Genomic DNA, 22,066 nt, shown 5'->3' with positions numbered 1-22,066 from the left:
TCCTAGCTGTTCTCATTTCCAAAGGCTTGCACATTTTACAAAGAGAAGGTAAGTTAAATCATATTGTACATGTTCACGTTTTGCATGGGACGTTACATATAGCTATTCTCACAATGCCGATTTCTATCTTCAGGATTGCGGGCTGGAATGGTATGGCTGTCTCATTTGTTGCTATGTATGGGATGATACCCACACTCATAAATCTGATTTATTCCAAGAGTAATTAATGAATGTCCATTTTTTATAAAAACTCGTTGCTTGTCCTCACCAACCACTCTCTTTCTACATAGAGTGTTCTATGGAGGTGATGCATTGGCAAGAAAAATACTTGAATATCTTTTTATCAATCCATTTAAATCTCATGCTAATCTTGAATTGGGATCTCCTTCCCTCTCAAATAAGTACGTTGCACAGTTTGGGGTAACTCTTCGGCCCCACAAATAGAAAAATAACAATGGTTATAAGATCAACCGTTCATACTGAAAAATGAAGCGAACAGTATGTAACTCCGCCGATCAATTGATACAATCTTGATGAATAAAGTGAATAAGATCGTGTTCAAAGAAATACAATAGAGATAAAGAAAAATATACCATATATGAAATTTCCCTCTATAAATATAGATTCGAGCGTATCAAAAGTGTTTCCTGTTCATAGAGCAGGAAGCATTTTTTTGTAAATATACTAGGCAAAAAAATGAAAACGTCCAAGCATGCTTGTCCGCTTGAGAATATAGTACTATAAGTCAAACTCTTAGGAGGATGTTAATTGAAAACGATTATGATTGATCCAGGACATGGTGGATCAGATCCTGGTGCCACGTATAAGGGGAATGTGGAAAAGACGTTAAATCTCTTAACAGCACTTGCTGTAAGGGATTACTTGTTGTCCCATTTCAATGTAAATGTAATGATGACAAGAACTGATGATCAAAGCCTCTCTTTGACTCAACGGTCTAATCTTGCAAATCGAACAAATCCGGATTTCTTTTTGTCCATTCATCACAATGCAGGAGGGGGGAGTGGTTTTGAGAGTTACGTATATAATGGAAGTGTTCCCTCTCAGACATTGACCTACCAAACAATTATCCATGACGAGGTGATGGCTGGAATAAAGCCATCATATAACGTTCTAGATAGAGGGAAAAAGAGGGCTAACTTTCATGTGCTAAGAGAAACGAAACTGCCTTCGCTCCTTTTAGAAATTCTTTTTATTGATAATCCAGCAGATGTAGTCTTATTGAACAACAGTAATTTTAGATCGGCCACAGGAGCAGCAATTGGTAAAGGTGTTGGGAAAGCATTGGGATTACCTGCAAAAATCGTAAATGAAAAAGAACTCTTCAAAGTAATTGCGGGTTCATTTTCGGATCGTGAAAATGCAGATATTCGAGTAGCGGAATTGAAGCAAAGAGGGATAAGTTCATTTATCGACTCGGTGGTGGTTTCAGGAACGACATTTTACCGTGTTCAAACAGGCGCATTTGCCGATAGAGATAATGCAGAAAATCAGGTAGCTGCTTTAAAAAAAATCGGTGTTGAAGCATTTATCCTTGTAAGAGCTGGAAGTGATGAACCCAAACCTCCTACGCCTGCACCAACAGAACCCCCAAAACCGACCCAACCACCTCAACCAACGAAGCCACCAGGTGTCCAGTATTCTATTTTAGGTGCATCTTTATTGAAGTCAGAACAGCTGGATGATTTCGCTAAATCCGTTAATCCAACTGCTCCTTTACTAGGAAAATTCTATATTTATTATGGAGATTTCTATGGCATAAGAGGCGATGTAGCATTTGCTCAAGCGATTCATGAAACCAATTACTTCCGATTTACAGGGCAGGTCAATCCAAATCAACATAACTACGCAGGGATTGGAACAACGGGTCCGGGAAATGACGGAGCCTCATTCAAAACTCCTGAAGAAGGGGTGCTAGCCCACATCCAACATCTTTATGCTTATTCATCCAAAAACCCGCTTCCACAGGGAGCAACAATCGTCGACCCCCGATTTTCGCTTGTTACAAGAGGAAGTGCACTTAACTGGACAGATCTAAATGGAAAGTGGGCAGTTCCAGGCACCACTTATGGGCAAAGCGTACTGTCTGTATATTCCATGAATATACAAAATGCACTAAAAGGAATTGAGAATCAGAAAGTAATGCTGAACAACGCCTTGGGAAAATTGAAATAAGGAATGATAGAGAGTGCTTATAAGCACTCTCTGTTTTTGGTGATTTTTTAAATGTAGCTTAGCTGTTAGTGGAAGGTGCAATATTCTATTGATGGAGCTGTACAGAACGAAAAGTCGAGACTGGATGTCGGGATAAAAATAGATCATTAGCATTTCACTCGATCTTACATAAATGGTTTATAAGAAGTTCGATCCCAACTATATTTCATAAAACCTAGATCTCCAGACAATACTAAACATATGTTCGGGAGGTGAACCATATGGAAGAAAAAAACTTTGAACAAATTTTTGAAGAATATAAACAGCAAGGAAAGTTTCAAACGGAAATGGAAATGGCTGAAGAGCTTGCAACTGGGGAGGAAACCATTGTGGCAGTTCGCCGAAATTCGGACGATGACCTAATCGCATTTAAAACGGGAAGCGGTAGGGAACTTGATTATATCACTGCCCTAAAGGAAGCAAAGGCAGGGAAACTCGCCCGTGTCGATGTGATTCATCGCTATGGCAGGGATATTATCCGAAGTGAGCCAGATGGGTTAAAGGAGAATAATCTTAGTGAACTTCCACCTTTTTAGGGAGTAGTCAAGCATCAAACCAACAAGGTTTGATGCTCGACTTTTTGTTTGAATGTAGAAAGAGGATAGGTTCTTTTTCCCCTACAATGAATGTGACGTTTGGATGAAGGGAAATGTCAGTTAAGGATCGGATGCATGGGATATGAAAAGGATGACGGTGAAAAGAGGGTACGCTTTCTCTATTGAGGAATACTTTGCGTATGTAAGGCTCATTACAGAAAGGCATCGGCATCCTTCTTATTAGATTTTAATATATAACGTAAAGTGCAAAAAATGCCATTACTTAAAGCGTAATGGCATTTTTTTATATGAGATTATCATCTTGAAGGTTCAAGAAGGACTACACTTTCTATTGTTGTCGCCAAAAGGTTGATGTCAGTATATTCTTCTACTTTCATTGAATCGACATAAGTGATTTGAAATCGTTCTGTATCCAATTGGTAGGTAACAGTCATTACAGGTGAGTGATCATAACTTGAAATAGTATGAACAATCTCACTATCCTTGAATTCCTTAAGGGTCTTGAGCATGGTTACGATATTTTCTAGTGACATATAACATGTCTCCCTTCTACTTGCTCGAGGGATTGACTAAATACAGTCTCGTAGACCCATTGAACTTCAATTATAACATATAAACATGAAAATAGAAACATTTGTTCTGAAAACAATTGGAAACAACCTAAATGCTTTACAATCTTCCTAAAATCGAAATTGATGTGTAAAGAATTCGCCATTTCAATCTTCCCTATATACAGTTTTAAATTAAACAACAAATTATTATTGTAAAACAATAAACATCATTATATAATTTAGAAAAATATGAAGAAAGAGGTGTGTTATGAAGCGAGGAACAACAACGTTTTTAAAAGTGGCTGTTATTTCCATAGGGGCACTTGTCTTTATATTATGTGTGGTGTGGTTACCAACGATGGCGAAACATACCGCCGAGTTGTTTCCTGAATTTGCCTACTTGAAATGGACCGTTCTTATCGGGCTCTATTTGACAGCGATTCCTTTTGGTATTGCCTTATATCAGGCATTCAAGTTATTAAATTGTATAGAAAAGAAACATGCTTTCTCAGGAAAAGCGATTGAAGCCCTTACTCGTATCAAACAATGTGCCTTACTGATAACGGTGATATATGTGGTGGGAATGCTTTTTCTCCTTATTCAAGAGGCACTTCATCCGGGCATTGCCATTCTCGGAATGATTATCAGTTTTGCGTCTGCCACCATTTCGATCTTTGCAGCGGTTCTTCAGGAACTGCTCCGAAATGCAATTGAACTAAAATCTGAAAATGACTTAACTGTGTGAGGCGATGATATGACGATAATCATAAATATTGATGTCATGCTTGCTAAGAGAAAAATGAGTGTAACTGAGTTATCTGAAAAAGTGGGAATCACAATGAGTAATCTTTCCGTTTTAAAAAATGGGAAAGCAAAAGCAGTACGATTAGCGACACTGGATGCTATTTGTAAAGCTTTGGATTGCCAGCCTGGAGATGTTTTAGAATATCAGTCGAGCGAGGAATGAATTCAAGAATTGCTGATTGAAGCTTACCTTTCCTAAGATGCTGGATTTCATTCGTATACATGAAAACTACCTGGGCGATCTGACCGAATCTCAGAAAAAATCTTCTACTCTATCATCAACCTGCATAAAGTTAACTATTAAATACTTTATATAGGGGTACTGATGATGTCGTATAAATCTCGAAACCATAATAGCTTAGTCCCACTAGTATTCATCTCACTGAAAGCGGTCATTCGTGTAGTGATGATCGGAGTCGTTCTCATGTATTTGACCGTTTGGCTGATTTCATCAACTGCCATCAAATTAAGGGTGGATAGCTTGTTTTATACTTCTGTATCAGAACTCGTACCGAAAGAAACGTTTCTCATGCTGTTGTCGCAAGAAATGACTGGATTGCGTATAGAAAATAAGGTTACATTGAATCATGATTTTGATTGGTTAGAAAGCGTTACGAATGTATCACTACTTGATCCTCGTAGTCTTTTTGGAAGGGAAATTCCTGGAATTGAAAATTATCATACTCATATAGCGGTTGCTGGAAAAGGGACTGATATTACAAATCTTCCGAACGAATCACCGGCACCAACGGAAGATCAGTTGAAAGATCAGGAAATAGACCAGAGGCAAATTGACCAAGCCAATCATAACGGCGCGGATGGTGTACAGGAAATTGATGAAAAATCAGTCTTCATCTATCACTCTCATAGCTGGGAAGCCTTCAGTCCTCTGATCAAAAACAATGATTCTAAAGATCCAGCGAGTACAAATGAGAAGGTAAATGTCATTGCAGTAGGATCGAAATTGAAACAGGAGCTTGAGGCGAGAGGGATAGGGGCTGTGCAGGATAAGACAGATGTGAATAAAGCGCTAAAAGATAAATCTTGGACATATTTCGAATCCTATAAGTTATCAAGGGGATTAGTCCAGGAAGCCATTGCCCAAAACGAAGATCTAACATATTTGATTGATATCCATCGGGATTCTATGCCGCGAAGCATCACAACCAAATCAATTAAAGGTAAAAACTATGCCCGTTTATTTTTCATTGTTGGAAAAGAAAACAAAAACTTTGAAAAGAACTTGAAGGTGGCCAAAGAATTAAACGCTAAGTTAGAAGCAAAATATCCTGGCATTAGCCGTGGAGTATTTGTCAAAACTAAAGCGGAAGGAAACGGCATATACAATCAGGATTTAACTGAACGGGCCATGTTATTAGAGTTCGGTGGAGTGGAAAACAACTTAGTGGAATTATATAATTCTACTGAAGCTTTTGCTGAGATCTTCGCTGAGTATTATAAGAAAGATGCCATAGAGGTGAATGCTCAATAGTTGAAGAGATGATGTGCGCCATTTGGTGCACATCATTTTTAATGAATAATGTGATTCCCAACTATTTTCTCTTATTCTTCAATCGATATAGAAAATAAACCAAACCAACTACAATTGCCCCAAGCATCAATAAACCATTTCCGTTTTTCGAGTCTAACAGATTCGCCACGATAAACGCCTCAATTAATAAGGAAGGTATTTTCCCTAAAGAACTTATGGCTGTAAATGAAAAGATAGAAATGGAACTAAATGCAGCTGCAATGGTTACTACACTCGAAGGTACAAATGGAACAATCCTGAAGAAGAAAAGAAGAAGGATCCATTCCTTTCCTGACGATTCTTTCAATTTGAGGAAATATTTATTTGTAAGAATCCGATCAACACCTGCTAACTGCATTCCTTTTCGGAATAAGAAAAAACTGATTATCGCACCTAATGATTCACCAACTATTGAGATAGCGATTCCTGCCCAAAGTCCAAACACAGATATATTAAAGGCGGTCAAGAAAATACTCGGAAGGAATCCAAGAATACTGATGACTATACTAATGGTTATGCTGATAATAAAGAGAAACCCAATATTCAGCCCAATTAAGTCGTCTGTGAAATGTTGAAGATATGTAGACATATTTTAATTCCTTTACAACGTATTTAAATCTTCATCTATTTTATGAAAAGCTCATTTAAGCACGCACTTAGAATAACCCTAAAACGTTTAAAGAGGGAAAATATGGGTTATGGATTTCTATAAAACAAAACGATATAAGAGGAGATAGTGAAATGTCACAGGAAAACTTCCAAACAACAATTCAAACATTACATGAATGTATGGAAGCATGCAATCATTGTTTCGACAAGTGTCTTAAAGAAGAAAATATTGGGATGATGGTGGGCTGCATCCTAATGGACAGTGAATGTGCAGATATGTGCGGATTCTTGGAACAGGCTCTTGTGAGAGGGACACCCTTTGTTGCTGAAATCGCTACAGCATGTGCTGCGATTTGCGAGGCATGCGATAAAGAGTGTGAAAGGCATGACCACGATCACTGTCAAAAATGCGCAAAAGCATGTTTTGCCTGTGCAGATGAATGTAGAAATTTAGCTTAATTAGCAAAAAACGAAGCACCAATCCTTTTCTCGGATTGGTGCTTTTTTAGATGCTAATTCTCACCCGTTTTTTCCAATGTATGGAACCGACATCGTTATGGGGATGGCATTCCTCTTGAATGTACTTATATTCTTCCTCTAGTTCTTTCAGTGTCAGTTCGAATAATTGTTTGTCACCTTTTTTGAAAAGGTTGTGAGCGATCAATTTATTGATTAACTCATTTCTTCTCTTATGCAATGTATCCTGCAGTATTTTCCCCATCGTTTTCACTCCTCTTAAAATGTAATCAATCAGAGAAGTGGGCTTATTCACTCAAAAAAACCCACTTCCTTGTAGATAAGAAGAAGGCTTTTTAGTATCAGAACTTCAACTTATCTTCCAAGCATCATGCTTGTGGAATTAGCACAGTTTTCTATTAATTAGAATCTGTTGCTGAGGTATCATCGGGCCAGTCCCTCTCCCTCTCTGGATAAGTGGCTATAGTGTTGTATTGATTCTATTATATAGTTGACTAAACAAAGCTGTCAACTTGGTTTTAGGGAATTGTATGTTTGGTAGGGGCGCTTTTGGAGATTTCTTTCTATATTTAGGGCATTTAAACAAGCAATGATAGTATTTATTCATAAAATGAATAGTCACTACCTCATGTAGATTATTAATAGGGGGAAAACAATAATGAAAAAGAAAAAATACTATGAAAGGCTTCCTCTGCTTAGAAAAGGAGAGGGGTCACTCCTTGGAAAAGTACAATCATTTCCAGAGGGTTGCGACTTTTATCCAATTAAATGTGAATGCCCACCTGGACCTCAAGGCCCCCAAGGAGAGCAAGGCCCCCAAGGAGAGCAAGGCCCCCAAGGAGAGCAGGGTCCTCAAGGAGAGCAAGGCCCCCAAGGAGAGCAAGGCCCTCAAGGAGAGCAAGGCCCTCAAGGAGAGCAAGGCTCCCAAGGAGAGCAAGGCCCCCAAGGAGAACAAGGGCAAGCAGGAACTTTTTCACCCATATATGGGAACATATTTGATAATGCAAATCAACAATTAGTTCTCGGGGTAAATGAATTGGTACGTTTCAACCAATTTGATCAACCTGAATCAGTTCTTGTGGGAGGAATAACTGCAACGGCTAACTCTATGACAGTTCCAGAAGATGGAGACTACGCTGTATTATGGCAAACAGTCTTTTTACCTGGACCGGGAAGTCAACACGCTGCGTTTGGAATATTTATAGATGGAAGTTTAGCACCAGCAACTCGTTCTGGTGTGGCTGTATTTTCTGATCAAGAAATTGGGGTGAGTTCATCGGTAGCCATCTTAAGTTTAACCTTGGGACAAACGTTGACACTGCAAGCACTTATACCCGCCACGAGTAACCAGACAACTATAGATTTGGCTTCTAACGTTCAATATCCACCTTTTGGAGGAGTAGCAGATCAACCAATAAACAGTGCTTCATTACGGATTTTCAAACTTGGTCCAACATTCATGATGTAACGTGTAAGTTTTAGTGCGGTATTAAAAAAGGAAATCGCCTGTTGTCAATAAATCTCATCCAGTTGGACAGGCAATTTTCTCTATTTTCAAGAAAAAAGCCATTCCCAATTACCATTTCTTGATTTTGACACATATTCTTTTTCTAATATCCTAAAAACATGATAATCTTGATACATAAACGCAATTAATGGAGTGATGGTATGAAGACAGTGGTTGTCGTAGGTGGAGGAATTACAGGATTAACAACACTGTATCATCTTCAGAAGATGGCAAGGGAACAACAGGTAAATATGAACGTATTATTAATCGAACGTGATGAACAGCTTGGAGGGAAGATCAGGTCAGTAAGAGAAGGCGAATTTATTATGGAAGCAGGAGCAGATTCAATCGTCGCCCGCAATGAAGGGGTTCTTCCTCTTATAGAGGAATTGAATCTTCAGGAGGAGCTTGTTTACAATGAAACAGGGACCTCTTACATATATACGGATAGTGAACTGCACATGATTCCAGGTGAAACGATTTTCGGAATTCCAATGAGTATAGAATCCCTTTATGAGAGCACCCTCATTTCTGAAGCAGGTAAGAAAGAGGCCTTGAAAGACTTGGAAACGGAAAATACTCGATTTACGAAAGATAGCTCTATCGGGGAATTCTTAACAGCCTTTCTTGGTAAAGAACTAGTGGAGAATCAAGTAGCACCTGTCTTATCAGGTGTATACTCAGGGAATTTGAATGAACTCACTATGTCCACGACTCTACCGTATCTACTACAGTATAAGAATGAATACGGAAGTATTATCAAAGGGTTATCTGAAAATAAACAAAAATTCCAAGGAACTTCCAATAAAAAATTCATTTCGTTTAAAAATGGATTATCCGCTATTGTAGACCGCTTGGAGGAAGTTTGTTCAGATGCAACCATTTTAAAAGGGGTTGAAACAAAAAACCTTCGAAAAATGGGAGATAAATATGAACTTACTCTATTTGAACAGGGAAGTATCCAGGCAGACTACGTGGTATTCGCTACACCTCATGATGTCACAAAAAAGATCGTAAATCATGAAAAATTAAACCCTGATTTCGATCAATTAAAAAATTCCTCTCTGATATCGATCTACCTGGGATTCAATGTTCCGGATGACAAACTGCCGGCTGATGGTACTGGATTTATTGTATCAAAAGGTAGTGAAGTGAAGTGTGATGCATGTACTTGGACCAGTCGTAAATGGAAACATACTTCTGAAAACCATAATCTTTTAGTGAGACTTTTTTATAAAAGTACAAATCCTCATTATAGAGAATTAATTGGGTTGAACGATGACGAACTTATGACCGTTGCCCAAGAGGATATTAGGAAGAGTGTCGGTATCGTAGGAGACCCGGTTGCTGTGGAGGTGACCAACTGGAAAGATTTGATGCCAAAATATCATCTTAAGCATGGTCAAACTGTACAGGCTTTGGATCAACTTCTTTTAACTGAATTCCCACGAGTGAAAGTAGCAGGTGCTTCTTATTACGGAGTAGGAATTGGAGCATGTATTCAAAACGGAAAACATACAGCTGAAGAAATAATAAAAGACATCATCAGAAAAGCCTGATCTCATGAGATCAGGCTTTTCTGATGTTGAAATCCGTTTTTTATATAAGGCTCTTTTCGTAAACTTTGTTGCTATTGAAGGTAGCGAGTGCTAGTTGATTTCCGCTGCAGGTGCTCGCTTTCCGCGGGGCGTGAGTTGAACTTATCTAAGTATGAGGACGAATCTACTACTATACACGGCTAGAAAACATCAAATTTCAACGTGTGCAGTGGTCGATTTAAGCTTGAATAGTATGATACTATTTCATTCGTTTTTTTCACTAGTAAGCTCTGTCACAATATCTCATTTAGATGGTGAGGGGAACGGCGTAGACTCCTGCGGAAAAACGGGCGTGCCGAGACCCCGGAAGCGCAGCTGAGGAGGCTTGGTCGTTCGTCCGCCGGAAAGCGAAGCCGTTCCCCTCACCATCTATCGCACTCACTCATAGACAGAGCCTAGGCAGCAGCTCCTATGTTTAGAAAACAACAATCTTTGCGAAAAGAGCCTTATATAAAAACTCTATCTAAAAATGGAAATAAATGCTAACATGATTTCTTAACGGAGATATTTAAAAACAATTACAATCCCTAAGGAGGAAAGAAAGTGGCTATAACACCATCAGTTGTTGAAACAGTATTAAATGAATATATCACTCTCTTAAATAATTTATTACCAGATTTGGTTCAAGGTTTATACTTGCATGGCTCGATTGCCCTGGAGGCGTATGAAAATAATTCCAGTGATATCGACTTTATTACGGTTTTGAACCGTCGTTTAACTGAAGATGAACTGAATCTGCTTTCCTTTGTACATCAACAGGTTAAAGTCCAGTATCCAAAGCCTGAAATGGATGGAGTATATATACTGATAGAGGATATTGGGATGCTTAATTCAAATATAAAAGATGAAAGTGCACTTTATCCGTATTACAACAAGGGGGAACTGAAAAGGGGTAAGTATTTTAATTTTAACCCGATCACTTGGTATTTGTTTCAACATAAGGGAGTTAAGGTCTTGGGACCAGAAATCTCTTCTTATGATGTGGTCATTTCGTCAAAACAATTGGTTTCATATGTTCTTACCAATATGAATTCGTATTGGTTTGGAAGGACCCAATGGTTGGAAAATTCCATTGACGAGGTAAAGACCTTTCCTACAGATGTGATTGATACTGAATTAGAATGGTCCGTCCTCGGGCTGCTTAGGCAATTTTATACGTTAAAAGAAATCGACATTGTTTCTAAACTGGGAGCTGGGGAGTATGGTCTACTCCATCTTCCAGAGGAGTGGAGCAGTATTATAAAGGAGGCAATGAATATCCGAAAGGGTTTGAAAAAACGAAATTTTAAGTCAGAAGAAGAGAGAGTGAACTGCACCCTTATGTTCATGAGGTATATTATTGAATATTGTAATGAATTTTATCAAGTAAATGGTGCGGTTAAGGATTAACGATTGTAGATTTCAATTGTTTGACTGGATTAGGTGAGGGAAATATTTTAGTGCGGGTTATACCTGCCTCATTAGTAATGCGAGATAAATTGTTACTCCTAGTTATCAAATTTAGGAGTCTAGCTTGGACTACAAGAGCCAAAAAAAGCTCAGAGTTATTAGCTCTGAGCAGAAAAGTCTTCTTGGGTGAAATAAAAACGATTCTAGTTGTTGCTAGAACGCTTCGCATAAGGATAAATCGGGTCCACCAACTTAAACTCATAAGATTCTCCGTTTACAATTCCTACCACCTTGTCACTGTCATAAAGATCCAGCATGAATTGAGCCATTTCCTTGGCAGTGTGGTACTGAGGAACGCTACCATTATATTCGAACTCATTTACATCGAATGATCGCTGAGCGAACTCTGTTTCAGTCGCTGCCGGAGCCAGTATTTTCGCTTTCATTTGTGCCCCTTTTGATTCAAGCTCCTGTGCAAGCCCTTCGGTAAACGCACTCACATAGAATTTCGTTGCGCAATACGTAACGGCATCTGCCACTATGGTGTATCCTCCACCTGAGGAGACATTAATAAGCTGTGTATCTGCTACATTTTGATAATCCCGAACAAACAGTGTAGATAGAACGGTTACGGCTTCAATATTCAATCTTAACATGCTTTCTATTTTAGAAAGATTTTGATCGGCGACCGAATCAAAGTTGCCAAAGCCTGCATTATTGATAAGTGTTTCTATTTGATAAGGTTTCAAACTCTCGTAAAAAGAATAGACGTTCTCGCTTCTGGATAAATCAGCCGTCATCGTCACAACTTCCACATCAGGGTGAAAAGAAGAAATCTCTTTCTTTAGCTCACCCAGCTTGTCCTCTCGTCTAGCGACGACAATAATGTTTTTCCCCCTTGCTGCAAATGCCAGTGCTGCTTGGTATCCGATTCCGGAACTCGCTCCTGTAATGACTGTATATTTCATATTTATTCCTCCTGTCATGTTGTGGTACAATTTTATCCTAAAGGTTAGAGTGAACTCTAAGTCAAGCTTTTATTCATGGGAGGAATTATGTATGTATAGTATAAGTGAAGCGGCTGACGCATTAGGGGTCAATCCACATACCCTTCGTTATTATGAAAAAGAAGGCATTATTTCACCAGAAAGGACATCATCAGGTGTAAGAAGCTATACTGATTCTCACATCAAGTGGCTGCAATTTGTCATGAAACTAAGAGAAACACAAATGCCGATTTCCGATATAAAGACATATACTCAGTTGTTTTCAGAAGGAAATCAAACGACCAGTGAAAGACTTAATATTTTAGAAACTCATCAAAAAAACATTCAAAATCAGATAGATTCATTGTTGTCTACAAATGAAATGCTAACCAAGAAGATTAGGATGTATAAACACTATATGAGCGGAAAAAATCTTGATACCTAATCGTTATTTTATGTTTCTTGATTTGATCTGTAGTTCTTCGAATAATAATAATCAATCATTTGAAATCATGGAGGGGCATAGCAATGAAAGCAGGGTGGGAACGTTCAAATGATTTAATCATTCCAGCCATTCCTACTATTGGGGATATGCTAAAACCCTTTTTAAAGGAAAAGGGCATAGGTCATGTCCAAATATTAAGTGGGGGTCTGAATAATACGAATATAAAGATCATAACCAATAGCAAAGATCAATTCGTTCTTCGGATATTTGACAAGAATAATGAATCTATAAAGATTGAAAAAGAAATACTAACCCTTTTAAAGGACAGAGTACCCGTACCGCAAGTCCTTTATAGTGACTTTTCATGCACCGTTTTCAACAAGCCCTTTGTATTAATGAACTGGAAGACCGGAATACAACTTTCAGAGGTTCTTCAGAAGAATAGTACACTTCAATCAGGTGCAGCAACTACAGTAGGAAGCACATTAGCATGCATACATAAAATCAGATTCCCTCACTCTGGATTCTTCAATGATAAGTTAGAGGTTAAAGAAAATGTAAGGATATCCTCTGACCTATTTTTGCAGTTAATAAGAGGATGTATTCATGATGGGTATGGAAAAAGGCATTTAGGTCCCGATTTAAGCGACAAAATCCTATCGTTCACCAATGAGAATGGACATCTGATGGATTACCTTGGGGACCAAAATTCTTTGGTCCATAGTGACTTTAACCCACTAAATATATTAGTAAATGAAAAGGTAGACAGCCTTACTATTTCAGCCATTTTGGATTGGGAATACGCTTTTAGTGGTTCGCCATTAACCGACATTGGAAATATGTTGAGATATGAGGGGATCACCACAAAAGGATTATTAGAACCATTTATCGTAAGTTACATAAAGAGTGGGGGATCCTTACCTGAAAAGTGGCTTCGTAAATCAAAATTATTAGACCTTCTTGCACTATGCGATTTGGCAAATAGCAGAGAATGTGGAGTGGTAAGAATTATGGATATTAAGCGACTAGTCCTACGTACTTTAGGAGAGTGGGAAAATTATGAAGATGTAGAGAAAATGTTCTAAATTCATTGTGAACTGTGGTATTGAAACGGACTTTACCGACGATTTAATCTCTCTAACATGTAATTAAGCAGTTCAATAAACAATTCCAGGGATCTAAGTGTAAATTCGGAATGAATAACTAATTTATCCTTCGCTACATAAGGGGGAGATAATGTGAAAGGGTGATGACAAAAATGAACACGGAAATAGACGAAGTAACAGATAATTGGTTTCAAGCTATTGAGCAATTCGATTGGATGAACCTTTTATTCTTTTTATTTTATGTTTTCCTCATTTTCTTAATCAGAATGATCATTCTATCCGTAACAAAGCGAATGAAACAAAGTGATAGTAAACTATTATTTCAAATGGATTCTCTCGTTCGTTATATTTTAAACTGGATTACGACTTATGGAATATTACTATTTATGGTTTTTTACTTCTCCAATTCAGCCTGGATGTTTCGGGAAATTGTTTCAGTCGGGAAGGTGAAAGTGACTTTCTTTTTACTCATTATCGCGATACTCATTATATCCATCGCCAACCGCTCCTCCAATATTATGACAAAATACTTGCTCCCTAATATTTATCAGCGCTACAACTTAGATCGCGGACTTCAATTTACATTCGATAAAATTTTTCATTATAGTGTTATGGTTTTAGCAATATTTATAAGTTTGACGACAGTGGGAATTGACTTGAGTGCCTTGACAGTGTTCGCTGGAATCATAGGGGTGGGAATAGGATTTGGCCTGCAAAATATTGCTTCTAATTTCATCTCAGGTATTATCTTATTGTTTGAAAGACCGATCAAGGTAGGAGACCGTGTGATCGTAAATGACGTAATTGGCGATGTGGAAAAGATCAACATGAGGGCAACCATTATCAAAACATTGGACAATGAACATATCATCGTACCAAATTCATATTTCCTAGAAGAGCAAGTGGTGAATCGTTCCTATTCTGATCCTAGACTTCGATTGGTTATTCCCATTGGAGTGGCATATGGAAGTGATGTTGAGATGGTCAGGGAACTTTTGTTAAAGGTGGCAGCGCAGGAAGAGAAAGATTCCGATACTGTTCTGGTGGAACCGAGTCCATTTGTGAACTTTGTAGGGTTTGGTAGTTCGTCGTTGGATTTTGAGCTCTTTGTCTGGATCAGTAATCCTGATAAAGTCATTCTAATCAAAAGTAACTTGCATTTCCGCATATATAAAATCCTACATGAACATCGTATTGAAATTCCTTTTCCACAGCAGGATTTGCATGTGCGCAGTATAGATAAAGAAGTTGTGGATGCATTAAAAGATCATTAATCTTACTGAAATTAGAGCATTATTTTTCCCTCAGAAGGTCCCATTAATAATAGGGACCTTCTATTTTTATAAGTAATAATAGAATACAAACAATTATAGTGAGAAATATGAAGTTGGGCATACTAATTTTCAGACTTAATAGTTCGGGATAAAGGCAGGAATACGTATGCAAAATATATGGAGTATTTATACGAGGGATATTAAAAATGTTATGAGGAACTGGGTAGCTGCATTCTTGATAGGAGGACTAATGATACTGCCTTCTTTGTATGCCTGGTTCAATATCGGGGCCTCATGGGATCCTTATAGTAAGACTAATCAGCTCCCTGTAGGCATTGTAGATGAAGATATTGGTGCAGAGATTCGTGGGGAAAAGATTAATATTGGCAAGGATCTAGTAAAAGAGTTAAAGAAAAATGATGATATGAACTGGCAGTTTGTGAAAAGAAAAAAAGCAATGGATAAAGTGGAGTATGGAGATTATTTTGCTGTCATTATTATTCCAGAAGACTTCTCAAGCAAATTGGCTACTGTCGTAGAGGATGATCCGAAGAAAGCACCATTAGAATACTATGTAAATGAAAAAATAAATGCAATTGCACCTAAGATTACAGAATCCGGAGCAGGCGGGATTGTCGATAAAATAACAAGTTCATTTATATCGACAGTGAACGGGACTATTTTCCAGTTATTTAATGAACTTGGGATTGAAATCGAAAAGGACCTTCCCGATATCAAAAAGTTTGAAGAATATGTATTTGAAGTGGATGATACATTACCGGGAATCGGTGATACATTACAAGAATCATTATCCGATGCACAAAGTGCGCAAGAGATTATACACAAAGCACAAGCAGGAATTCCAGACATAGAAAGAGTAACGAATCAAGGTTTAGAGACGTTGGAAAATACGGGATCATTGCTAAATAAGGCTGAAGAACGATTGAATAATATTGCTCCTCAAGTTCAAAGGGATTTGGAGAAAGTACAAGGAATGGCTGCCAAGATCAATGAGTTCATTCAAGCGATTCAGGCCGCTTCTATTGATCTTAGTGGTGGAGAAATGATTAATAACAGTATCTCTGAAAGGGTAACCACTTCTATACAAACAATTGAAACGATTGAATCATCCTTAAAGCAACTGCAGAATGATGATGGTAGCCAAAGTCAGGAACAGATCCAACAAACCCTTGAACAACTTGCTGAAGTTAAGCAGAAAATGTTGACAATCCAACAAGAAGGGCAGAAATTAAATCAGTTTCTTTCAACAAAACAGCAGGATGTGGACAAAGTTATAAAAGGGATCAACGACCGATCTGTCAAAACAGAAACCGAAATCGACACATTTTTGAAAGAGTATAAACAAAATATAGAACCCGTTGTATTAGAAGAAGTAGATAAAGCGAAGAGAACTATAAATGATGCGAGGGGAATCCTTCAAGAAATTCAATCGACTATTCCTGAAGTAGAAAGAATCCTCTCCAATACAGACACGAACATCAACAACGGGACGGAAACTCTCGAAAACATGTTAGGGGAATTCCCTTATGTTAGAGATAAAATTAGCAATTTGGCTAATCGGATTCGAGACATTCAAGGTAAGACCGACATCAACGAAATCATTGAACTTCTTCAAAATGATCCCGATGCTGAGAAGAGCTTTTTTGAAGAACCGGTTGTTCTAAAGAAAAACAGTCTCTTCCCGATTGAAAATTATGGTGCAGCCATGACACCCTTTTACACGGTGTTGGCAATATGGGTGGGAGCCCTATTGCTTATTTCTCTATTGGCTACAGAAGTGATGGGTCAAAATAGCTATACCCAAAGCCAAATCTATTTTGGCAGACTGTTAACGTTTCTCAGTATTGGTGTGGTACAAGCCATAATTGTAACCGTTGGTGACATCTACCTCTTAAGGGTCAACATTGCCGAACCCTTCTGGTTTGTTTTATTCGGCGCAATGACAAGCATCATTTTTATGATCGTGGTTTACACGCTAGTATCGGTATTTGGAAACATAGGGAAGGCCATGGCTATCGTGCTCCTTGTCCTTCAGATTGCAGGAGCTGGGGGAACGTATCCAGTTGAACTACTACCGAGATTTTTTCAAACGATACACCCCTTTCTTCCGTTTTCATATGCCATTGATCTCATGAGGGAGGCTGTAGGCAGAATTGTGTGGGAAAGGGCGAACCATGATATTCTTTATCTTCTCCTGTTTGGTATTGGTGCTTTACTATTTGGTACTGTTCTAAAGAAGCCGCTTAACGATAAATCGAAAGCGTTTATGAAAAAATCAAAAGAGTCCGGATTATTTCATTAGCGTGAATTGCTCATATGAAGGATTCCTCTCTTCACTTATAGGGTATACCCTAACCATATACTTATTATAAAGGGGAGGAATCACCGTGAAACAAGCCATGCTGATTGTCAATCCATCTTCTGGAACAGAAATGGGAAACGAGTATTGTGATCATGCACTTAATGTTATGAGAGAAATGGGATATGAAACGGAATTGCGATTGACAAAAGGAGAAGGAGACGCGGTCTCGTTTGCAAGGGAAGCTTGTGAGAAAAAGTTTAATTTCGTGGCAGCCATGGGTGGAGATGGAACAATCAATGAAGCAATCAATGGAATGGCAGAGCAGGAACATCGTCCACTTTTCGGGCTTATCCCTCTTGGAACGGTTAATGACTTTGCTAGAGCACTCAACATCCCTATGAAACCGGAAGAAGCAATCAACATCTTTAAGCAACATCATATACAGAAAACAGATGTTGGTAAGATCAATGATCGGTACTTTATCAATATCGTTGCAGTAGGGGCTTTGGCAGAAGCGTCTTTTTCGACACCTGTCGAGCAGAAATCTAAGCTAGGGCCACTTGCCTATATTATAGAAGGAATGAAGAAAATGAAGGAGAAGCAGCCCTTTGAACTCAAGGTGCACTCTAATCATGATTGGGAAGGGGAAGCTCTTCTTATGCTGATTGCACTTACCAACTCAGTCGGCGGGATGGAGACCATTGCTCCTGAAGCCAAAGTGAACGATGGAAAGCTTCATGTCTTTATTATCAAAGATATCGCTTTGCCTCAATTTCTTCTGTTACTTCCTAAAGTATTATCAGGTGAATTAGCTGCTAGCGAACACGTTCATTATATGAAAGTAGATCAGATTGAAGCATCATCTACTTATGAAATGATTGCAAATGTGGATGGAGATGAAGGAGACAGACTTCCCATCAAGGTAGAAAATTTAAAACAGCATTTAGAGATACTTGTTCCCCGAAATGAGTAGGAGGAAATTGTAATGATACAAAAGATTATCCAGCCTCGTAAGGAATAAATAACTGAGATTCCTGTGGGCAAAATTCTTCATTAAACTTTTCAAAATTAAATTGGAATAGTTACGTGTAAAGAGGGAGAGGAACATTCTCTTTTTTGTAAGTAAGTGTTACGTTGTATAGTATTTCTATCTTTTTTGTGTTACCATTACCTCTTAGAGCAAATAAAGGACGTGACCATTTATGATAAACATTCAAATCCCACAAGCGGATATTTCCATAACGGAACGAAAGCAACCAAGAGATTCGGAAGAACCAAAGATCAAGAGTATTCAAGGATTCATTGATCTTCACGATATTCCAAGAGACAAAGGTGGCATCATCTTATTCTATAATATTAATGATGAACTTCTCTTCGTTGGGAAAGCACGTAAATTAAGACAAAGAGTCAAAAAGCACTTGGAAGATAGTGTTTCACCACTACGTAATCATAGAGGCGAAATTTATCGAATCGACGTAGCCATTGTAGAGGACGCTATGGATCGTGAAATTTACGAAACATACATCCTTAATAAGCTTCAAGCGAAATATAATGTAGATAAAGTATTTTATAAATAATTTAAAAAAGATGCTAAGATCCCTGTTGGGAATTAGCATCTTTTCTTAATGATGACAGGTTCTAATGAAAAGAAATCTTCATCTCCCAATTGGATTCCATTCCACCAATCGTTCTTGTCTTACTCCGAAATAAGTCGTATCAGTACGATCTTTCACACCATATGAGACGAAATTGCCTTCATCGAGCCATGAAACTTGTATCGATATTATAATAGACGATCTTTTTACCCCTGCTATCTCAATATCGATAGGTTGTTTCAAATGAAATAAAGTCTGATAGCTGAGTTCTTCCCTGACAATAGAGGGAGGGCAGGGTGCATCCTCTACATTTACATATACCTTTTCCCCATTCGCAATTTCGTAGGATAGTTCATTTTTATTCGGTTGAATATGATAATTTATTTGTTTCACTTGACCAGCTTTAAGTCGCGATGGCGAGTATGCTTGGTGAAAAAGATCTTCATATTCCATGACTTGGTTCAGCTTGATTGCATTGATCACTCCGTTCATTTATCTTCCTCCTTAAAATAGGTAAATAACGTCATATATAAACCTATTTAATAAAGGAAATCGATAGAACAGAAAGGTAATGCTTGTGCCTTACAGAATTAGCGTGTAAAGAATTCAATTGATGTTAAAATAAGGAAGTTGAAGCTACTATTTTTCTACTACTGTTAGCGTCTTACTCGTGGTTGCTAAATTCGCGTTGCTAACTTTTAGTTGATAATAGTAGAATTACTTCGAAGTTTAATAATCGAAACAGAAATCGGAGGGCATAAGGATGATCGAAACGAACCACATGAATGTTCAAATACGTAAAGCCAGAATAGAAGATGCAGAAGCCATTTTACACATTCAACGTGAGGTAATAGCTGAAAATGATTATTTTATATCTGTAACAGAAGAATTTCAGAAAACGGAAGAAGAACAAAGAGGATGGATTCAGGAGATATCAGAAAAGAGTAGGAATACGCTGCTGGTTGCTGAAATAAACAACAAGGTTGTTGGCTGGTTGGTATTTTTATCCCAAGACCGGAAAAGGTTAATGCATACAGGTTCATTTGGAGTCATGATTCATAAAGATTATAGAGGGAAAGGCGTTGGCAAGAAATTGATTGAAGAGTTGATTCAATGGGCGGAACAGAATCCTAAAATTGAAAAGATATGTTTAGGTGTTTTCCATACAAATCAACGAGCTATCGCACTATACAAGCAATTAGGATTCATAGAGGAAGGGCGCAAGATAAGAGAATTTAAATTTGATGAAAATGAATATGTAGATGATATATTAATGTACAGGTTGGTTTAAATAGTAGCGATCTAAATATCGCCCCCCCATCATGTAAAAACATCGACTTTTGCTTTTTTCTGTAGAATGCAATGTATTACTTTTAAATGAAAAAAATAGTTTGAAGGTAGGGAAATAGATGAAAATACATTTCATAAAGATAATCGAACCTGAATCTGATATGGTATTCGCAATGAATCGATGGGACAATGATCCAGCATTAATTCCCCTCATTCGTCCCTGCAAAGATAAAGATGAGTCGGAACAAAGGAGAGATACGACCTTAAACGAGTTTAGAAAGCGTTTAGACACTCATCAGGTGTATCTCATCTACTTAGATGACACTCTTGTGGGAGAAATGAATTATATGCTTGACCCTGTTCATTTGTATAGAAAAGTGACAGGAACTGCATGGATTGGAATTACGATCGGTGAAGCCCAGGGACGGGGAAAGGGAGTAGGATTTAAGGCAATCCAGTTTTTAGAGGCAGAGATAAAAAAGCAAGGACACGACCGAATTGAGTTAGGGGTCTTTGAATTTAATACTCAGGCATATGATTTGTATACCCGGTTAGGATATCACGAAATTGGAAGAATTGCTGATTTCACATATTGGAACAATAAGATGTGGGCGGACATCAGGATGGAAAAGTATATAAATGAAGGTGATGGACAAATTGAAACTTAAGATAGTTGAAAGTGATAAAAGATCAGATTATAATCATTTGTTACTCTTGGTCAGTATATAGAAATAATTCTTTCATATGTAATAAAAATGTAATAATTGAAATAATAAATGAGGTTGTTGTATTTAACCTATCATTCATAAAGGCTTTCCATTGTCATTTATTCAGTCTAAAGTATTTTATATATGTAACTATTAAAAAGAACGTACGATTGAATTTGGGAGATTATCATCCTTTTTAGAGGCATCCCAAACACTTGTTTATGGATGAGCTGGATTGTAAAGTAAACGAACTGTAAAATCGTGGTAACCTACTTCCTTTTGTAATAAAGTAAAATGAATGTATATTCATTTGGGAGGGGAACACATGCAAGAAAACATTCATAATTTCGATGATTTATTAAATATGCTGGATTCTTTTATAAGGGAACCTGCTCAATTTTGGGATGAGTTTTTTTCTGATCGTGATAAAGCGATTCCTATATTTGTCAATGCACCAGACGAAAATTTAGTTACATATGTGGACAAGGAGATCATTAAGAGTGGAAGAGTTCTCGAACTTGGATGTGGTCCTGGCAGGAATGCGATTTATTTAGCTGAGAAAGGATTTAAGGTGGACGCAGTCGATGTATCAAAGGTTTCATTGGACTGGGCAAAGGAACGAGCCGATGAAGAAAACCTTTCAATCAATTTCTTACATCAAAATATATTTGACTTTAATGTTGAACCAGGAAAGTACGATTTCATTTACGATTCAGGCTGCTTTCATCATATAGCCCCTCATAGAAGGATGAGTTACATTAAAATTATTGAGAAATCATTAAAGAAGGGAGGTTACTTTGGCATTACGTGTTTTCTAAAGGGTGGAAAGTTAGGCGGTGCAGATATATCCGATTGGGAAGTATACAGAGCTGGTTCTCTCAAGGGAGGATTAGGTTATACAAAAGAACGGCTCTTGAGCATTTTTCATACTTTAGAACCTATTGAAGTGAGGAAGATGAGAGACCAACAAGATAATCAATTTGGAGTCTCTGAGTTATTAACAGGACTTTTTAAGAAATAATAATCTATCAACCATGAAGCATAAAGAATACGAGTGCATTTCTGTCATTTTCAGATCATATGCT

At 37.8% G+C, this 22,066-nt stretch carries 24 protein-coding genes and 1 riboswitch; of the genes, 19 read left to right on the top strand and 5 right to left on the bottom strand.

Going from position 1 to position 22,066, the window contains the following annotated elements:
• Positions 1-768 precede the first annotated feature (768 nt).
• Together FGG79_RS05325 and FGG79_RS05320 are read left to right on the top strand one after the other, a co-directional pair.
• Positions 769-2,193 carry an N-acetylmuramoyl-L-alanine amidase gene (locus FGG79_RS05325; RefSeq protein ID WP_138776695.1) on the top strand — a complete coding sequence of 475 codons (1,425 nt, stop codon included), beginning with the start codon at positions 769-771 and terminating at the stop codon, positions 2,191-2,193.
• A 260-nt stretch (positions 2,194-2,453) separates the two neighbouring features.
• Complete coding sequence (locus FGG79_RS05320; protein ID WP_138776694.1) at positions 2,454-2,768, top strand: DUF3892 domain-containing protein; 315 nt, start codon at positions 2,454-2,456, stop codon at positions 2,766-2,768.
• Between the two features lie 317 nt (positions 2,769-3,085).
• Here FGG79_RS05320 and FGG79_RS05315 read toward each other — a convergent pair whose 3' ends face one another.
• Entirely contained in the window at positions 3,086-3,322 is a 237-nt protein-coding gene (locus FGG79_RS05315) for a hypothetical protein (protein ID WP_138776693.1), read from the bottom strand.
• A 286-nt stretch (positions 3,323-3,608) separates the two neighbouring features.
• Between FGG79_RS05315 and FGG79_RS05310 the strand changes: the two genes are divergently transcribed.
• The 3 genes from FGG79_RS05310 (at position 3,609) to spoIIP (ending at position 5,636) form a co-directional block, all read left to right on the top strand.
• The gene (locus FGG79_RS05310; RefSeq protein ID WP_138776692.1) at positions 3,609-4,085 is read left to right on the top strand and encodes a DUF2975 domain-containing protein; all 477 of its coding nucleotides are present in this window, start codon (positions 3,609-3,611) and stop codon (positions 4,083-4,085) included.
• Positions 4,086-4,094: 9 nt separating this feature from the next.
• Positions 4,095-4,307, top strand: coding sequence for a helix-turn-helix domain-containing protein (locus FGG79_RS05305; protein ID WP_138776691.1), 213 nt, complete (start codon positions 4,095-4,097; stop codon positions 4,305-4,307).
• A 165-nt stretch (positions 4,308-4,472) separates the two neighbouring features.
• On the top strand, positions 4,473-5,636 hold the full coding sequence (spoIIP, locus tag FGG79_RS05300; RefSeq protein WP_171050811.1) for a stage II sporulation protein P: 1,164 nt from the start codon (positions 4,473-4,475) through the stop codon (positions 5,634-5,636).
• Between the two features lie 61 nt (positions 5,637-5,697).
• On the opposite strand, the gene FGG79_RS05295 is transcribed toward spoIIP, so the two are convergent.
• Positions 5,698-6,264 carry a TVP38/TMEM64 family protein gene (locus FGG79_RS05295; protein ID WP_138776689.1) on the bottom strand — a complete coding sequence of 189 codons (567 nt, stop codon included), beginning with the start codon at positions 6,262-6,264 and terminating at the stop codon, positions 5,698-5,700.
• A gap of 152 nt (positions 6,265-6,416) precedes the next feature.
• Here FGG79_RS05295 and FGG79_RS05290 point away from each other — a divergent pair, with 152 nt between their 5' ends.
• Positions 6,417-6,743 carry a four-helix bundle copper-binding protein gene (locus FGG79_RS05290; RefSeq protein ID WP_138776688.1) on the top strand — a complete coding sequence of 109 codons (327 nt, stop codon included), beginning with the start codon at positions 6,417-6,419 and terminating at the stop codon, positions 6,741-6,743.
• A 46-nt stretch (positions 6,744-6,789) separates the two neighbouring features.
• Here the strand turns inward: FGG79_RS05290 and fbpA are convergent, their stop codons facing one another.
• The gene (fbpA, locus tag FGG79_RS05285) at positions 6,790-7,005 is read right to left on the bottom strand and encodes a Fur-regulated basic protein FbpA (protein WP_138776687.1); all 216 of its coding nucleotides are present in this window, start codon (positions 7,003-7,005) and stop codon (positions 6,790-6,792) included.
• 107 nt (positions 7,006-7,112) lie between these two features.
• A riboswitch (SAM riboswitch) is annotated at positions 7,113-7,220 on the bottom strand.
• A 260-nt stretch (positions 7,221-7,480) separates the two neighbouring features.
• On the opposite strand from fbpA, the gene FGG79_RS22080 reads away from it, so the two are divergent.
• From FGG79_RS22080 to FGG79_RS05270, 4 genes are all read left to right on the top strand, one after another.
• Positions 7,481-7,780, top strand: a complete 300-nt coding sequence (locus FGG79_RS22080; RefSeq protein ID WP_240794200.1) for a hypothetical protein — start codon at positions 7,481-7,483, stop codon at positions 7,778-7,780.
• 17 nt (positions 7,781-7,797) lie between these two features.
• Positions 7,798-8,229 carry a hypothetical protein gene (locus tag FGG79_RS22075; RefSeq protein ID WP_171050723.1) on the top strand — a complete coding sequence of 144 codons (432 nt, stop codon included), beginning with the start codon at positions 7,798-7,800 and terminating at the stop codon, positions 8,227-8,229.
• A gap of 200 nt (positions 8,230-8,429) precedes the next feature.
• On the top strand, positions 8,430-9,827 hold the full coding sequence (locus FGG79_RS05275) for a protoporphyrinogen oxidase (protein WP_138776686.1): 1,398 nt from the start codon (positions 8,430-8,432) through the stop codon (positions 9,825-9,827).
• Positions 9,828-10,409: 582 nt separating this feature from the next.
• Positions 10,410-11,255, top strand: coding sequence for an aminoglycoside adenylyltransferase domain-containing protein (locus tag FGG79_RS05270; protein ID WP_138776685.1), 846 nt, complete (start codon positions 10,410-10,412; stop codon positions 11,253-11,255).
• A gap of 203 nt (positions 11,256-11,458) precedes the next feature.
• On the opposite strand, the gene FGG79_RS05265 is transcribed toward FGG79_RS05270, so the two are convergent.
• Positions 11,459-12,223, bottom strand: coding sequence for an SDR family NAD(P)-dependent oxidoreductase (locus FGG79_RS05265; protein ID WP_138776684.1), 765 nt, complete (start codon positions 12,221-12,223; stop codon positions 11,459-11,461).
• 91 nt (positions 12,224-12,314) lie between these two features.
• On the opposite strand from FGG79_RS05265, the gene FGG79_RS05260 reads away from it, so the two are divergent.
• The 6 genes from FGG79_RS05260 (at position 12,315) to FGG79_RS05235 (ending at position 18,966) form a co-directional block, all read left to right on the top strand.
• Positions 12,315-12,686 (top strand): MerR family transcriptional regulator, encoded by a 372-nt coding sequence (locus FGG79_RS05260; RefSeq protein ID WP_138776683.1) that lies wholly within the window; start codon positions 12,315-12,317, stop codon positions 12,684-12,686.
• Between the two features lie 83 nt (positions 12,687-12,769).
• Positions 12,770-13,771: a phosphotransferase family protein gene (locus tag FGG79_RS05255; protein ID WP_138776682.1), complete on the top strand. Its 1,002-nt coding sequence runs from the start codon at positions 12,770-12,772 to the stop codon at positions 13,769-13,771.
• A gap of 173 nt (positions 13,772-13,944) precedes the next feature.
• Positions 13,945-15,066, top strand: a complete 1,122-nt coding sequence (locus FGG79_RS05250; protein WP_171050810.1) for a mechanosensitive ion channel family protein — start codon at positions 13,945-13,947, stop codon at positions 15,064-15,066.
• Positions 15,067-15,232: 166 nt separating this feature from the next.
• Positions 15,233-17,389 carry a YhgE/Pip domain-containing protein gene (locus tag FGG79_RS05245; protein WP_171050809.1) on the top strand — a complete coding sequence of 719 codons (2,157 nt, stop codon included), beginning with the start codon at positions 15,233-15,235 and terminating at the stop codon, positions 17,387-17,389.
• A gap of 85 nt (positions 17,390-17,474) precedes the next feature.
• A complete protein-coding gene (locus FGG79_RS05240; protein WP_138776681.1) occupies positions 17,475-18,362 on the top strand; it encodes a diacylglycerol/lipid kinase family protein in 888 nt (295 codons plus the stop codon).
• 229 nt (positions 18,363-18,591) lie between these two features.
• Positions 18,592-18,966 carry a nucleotide excision repair endonuclease gene (locus FGG79_RS05235; protein WP_138776680.1) on the top strand — a complete coding sequence of 125 codons (375 nt, stop codon included), beginning with the start codon at positions 18,592-18,594 and terminating at the stop codon, positions 18,964-18,966.
• A 78-nt stretch (positions 18,967-19,044) separates the two neighbouring features.
• Here the strand turns inward: FGG79_RS05235 and FGG79_RS05230 are convergent, their stop codons facing one another.
• The gene (locus FGG79_RS05230; protein ID WP_138776679.1) at positions 19,045-19,476 is read right to left on the bottom strand and encodes a hypothetical protein; all 432 of its coding nucleotides are present in this window, start codon (positions 19,474-19,476) and stop codon (positions 19,045-19,047) included.
• 271 nt (positions 19,477-19,747) lie between these two features.
• Between FGG79_RS05230 and FGG79_RS05225 the strand changes: the two genes are divergently transcribed.
• The 3 genes from FGG79_RS05225 (at position 19,748) to FGG79_RS05215 (ending at position 22,002) form a co-directional block, all read left to right on the top strand.
• Complete coding sequence (locus FGG79_RS05225) at positions 19,748-20,275, top strand: GNAT family N-acetyltransferase (RefSeq protein WP_240794199.1); 528 nt, start codon at positions 19,748-19,750, stop codon at positions 20,273-20,275.
• A 118-nt stretch (positions 20,276-20,393) separates the two neighbouring features.
• The gene (locus FGG79_RS05220) at positions 20,394-20,942 is read left to right on the top strand and encodes a GNAT family N-acetyltransferase (protein ID WP_138776677.1); all 549 of its coding nucleotides are present in this window, start codon (positions 20,394-20,396) and stop codon (positions 20,940-20,942) included.
• A 364-nt stretch (positions 20,943-21,306) separates the two neighbouring features.
• Positions 21,307-22,002 carry a class I SAM-dependent methyltransferase gene (locus FGG79_RS05215; protein WP_138776676.1) on the top strand — a complete coding sequence of 232 codons (696 nt, stop codon included), beginning with the start codon at positions 21,307-21,309 and terminating at the stop codon, positions 22,000-22,002.
• The last annotated feature ends 64 nt before the right edge of the window (positions 22,003-22,066 follow it).

The organism is Bacillus sp. BHET2, from assembly GCF_005938125.1.
Lineage (GTDB): Bacteria > Bacillota > Bacilli > Bacillales > Bacillaceae_B > Rossellomorea.
Note: the sequence above shows the minus strand (reverse complement) of the source record. Positions and strands in the feature narration are given on the sequence as shown.

Coding starts and splice junctions, on each gene's coding strand:
- FGG79_RS05320 (WP_138776694.1), top strand. CDS start 2,454: ATGGAAGAAAAAAACTTTGAACAAATTTTTGAAGAATATAAACAGCAA.
- FGG79_RS05315 (WP_138776693.1), bottom strand. CDS start 3,322: ATGTCACTAGAAAATATCGTAACCATGCTCAAGACCCTTAAGGAATTC.
- FGG79_RS05310 (WP_138776692.1), top strand. CDS start 3,609: ATGAAGCGAGGAACAACAACGTTTTTAAAAGTGGCTGTTATTTCCATA.
- FGG79_RS05305 (WP_138776691.1), top strand. CDS start 4,095: ATGACGATAATCATAAATATTGATGTCATGCTTGCTAAGAGAAAAATG.
- spoIIP (WP_171050811.1), top strand. CDS start 4,473: ATGTCGTATAAATCTCGAAACCATAATAGCTTAGTCCCACTAGTATTC.
- FGG79_RS05295 (WP_138776689.1), bottom strand. CDS start 6,264: ATGTCTACATATCTTCAACATTTCACAGACGACTTAATTGGGCTGAAT.
- FGG79_RS05290 (WP_138776688.1), top strand. CDS start 6,417: ATGTCACAGGAAAACTTCCAAACAACAATTCAAACATTACATGAATGT.
- fbpA (WP_138776687.1), bottom strand. CDS start 7,005: ATGGGGAAAATACTGCAGGATACATTGCATAAGAGAAGAAATGAGTTA.
- FGG79_RS05275 (WP_138776686.1), top strand. CDS start 8,430: ATGAAGACAGTGGTTGTCGTAGGTGGAGGAATTACAGGATTAACAACA.
- FGG79_RS05265 (WP_138776684.1), bottom strand. CDS start 12,223: ATGAAATATACAGTCATTACAGGAGCGAGTTCCGGAATCGGATACCAA.
- FGG79_RS05260 (WP_138776683.1), top strand. CDS start 12,315: ATGTATAGTATAAGTGAAGCGGCTGACGCATTAGGGGTCAATCCACAT.
- FGG79_RS05255 (WP_138776682.1), top strand. CDS start 12,770: ATGAAAGCAGGGTGGGAACGTTCAAATGATTTAATCATTCCAGCCATT.
- FGG79_RS05250 (WP_171050810.1), top strand. CDS start 13,945: ATGAACACGGAAATAGACGAAGTAACAGATAATTGGTTTCAAGCTATT.
- FGG79_RS05245 (WP_171050809.1), top strand. CDS start 15,233: ATGCAAAATATATGGAGTATTTATACGAGGGATATTAAAAATGTTATG.
- FGG79_RS05235 (WP_138776680.1), top strand. CDS start 18,592: ATGATAAACATTCAAATCCCACAAGCGGATATTTCCATAACGGAACGA.
- FGG79_RS05230 (WP_138776679.1), bottom strand. CDS start 19,476: ATGAACGGAGTGATCAATGCAATCAAGCTGAACCAAGTCATGGAATAT.
- FGG79_RS05225 (WP_240794199.1), top strand. CDS start 19,748: ATGATCGAAACGAACCACATGAATGTTCAAATACGTAAAGCCAGAATA.
- FGG79_RS05220 (WP_138776677.1), top strand. CDS start 20,394: ATGAAAATACATTTCATAAAGATAATCGAACCTGAATCTGATATGGTA.
- FGG79_RS05215 (WP_138776676.1), top strand. CDS start 21,307: ATGCAAGAAAACATTCATAATTTCGATGATTTATTAAATATGCTGGAT.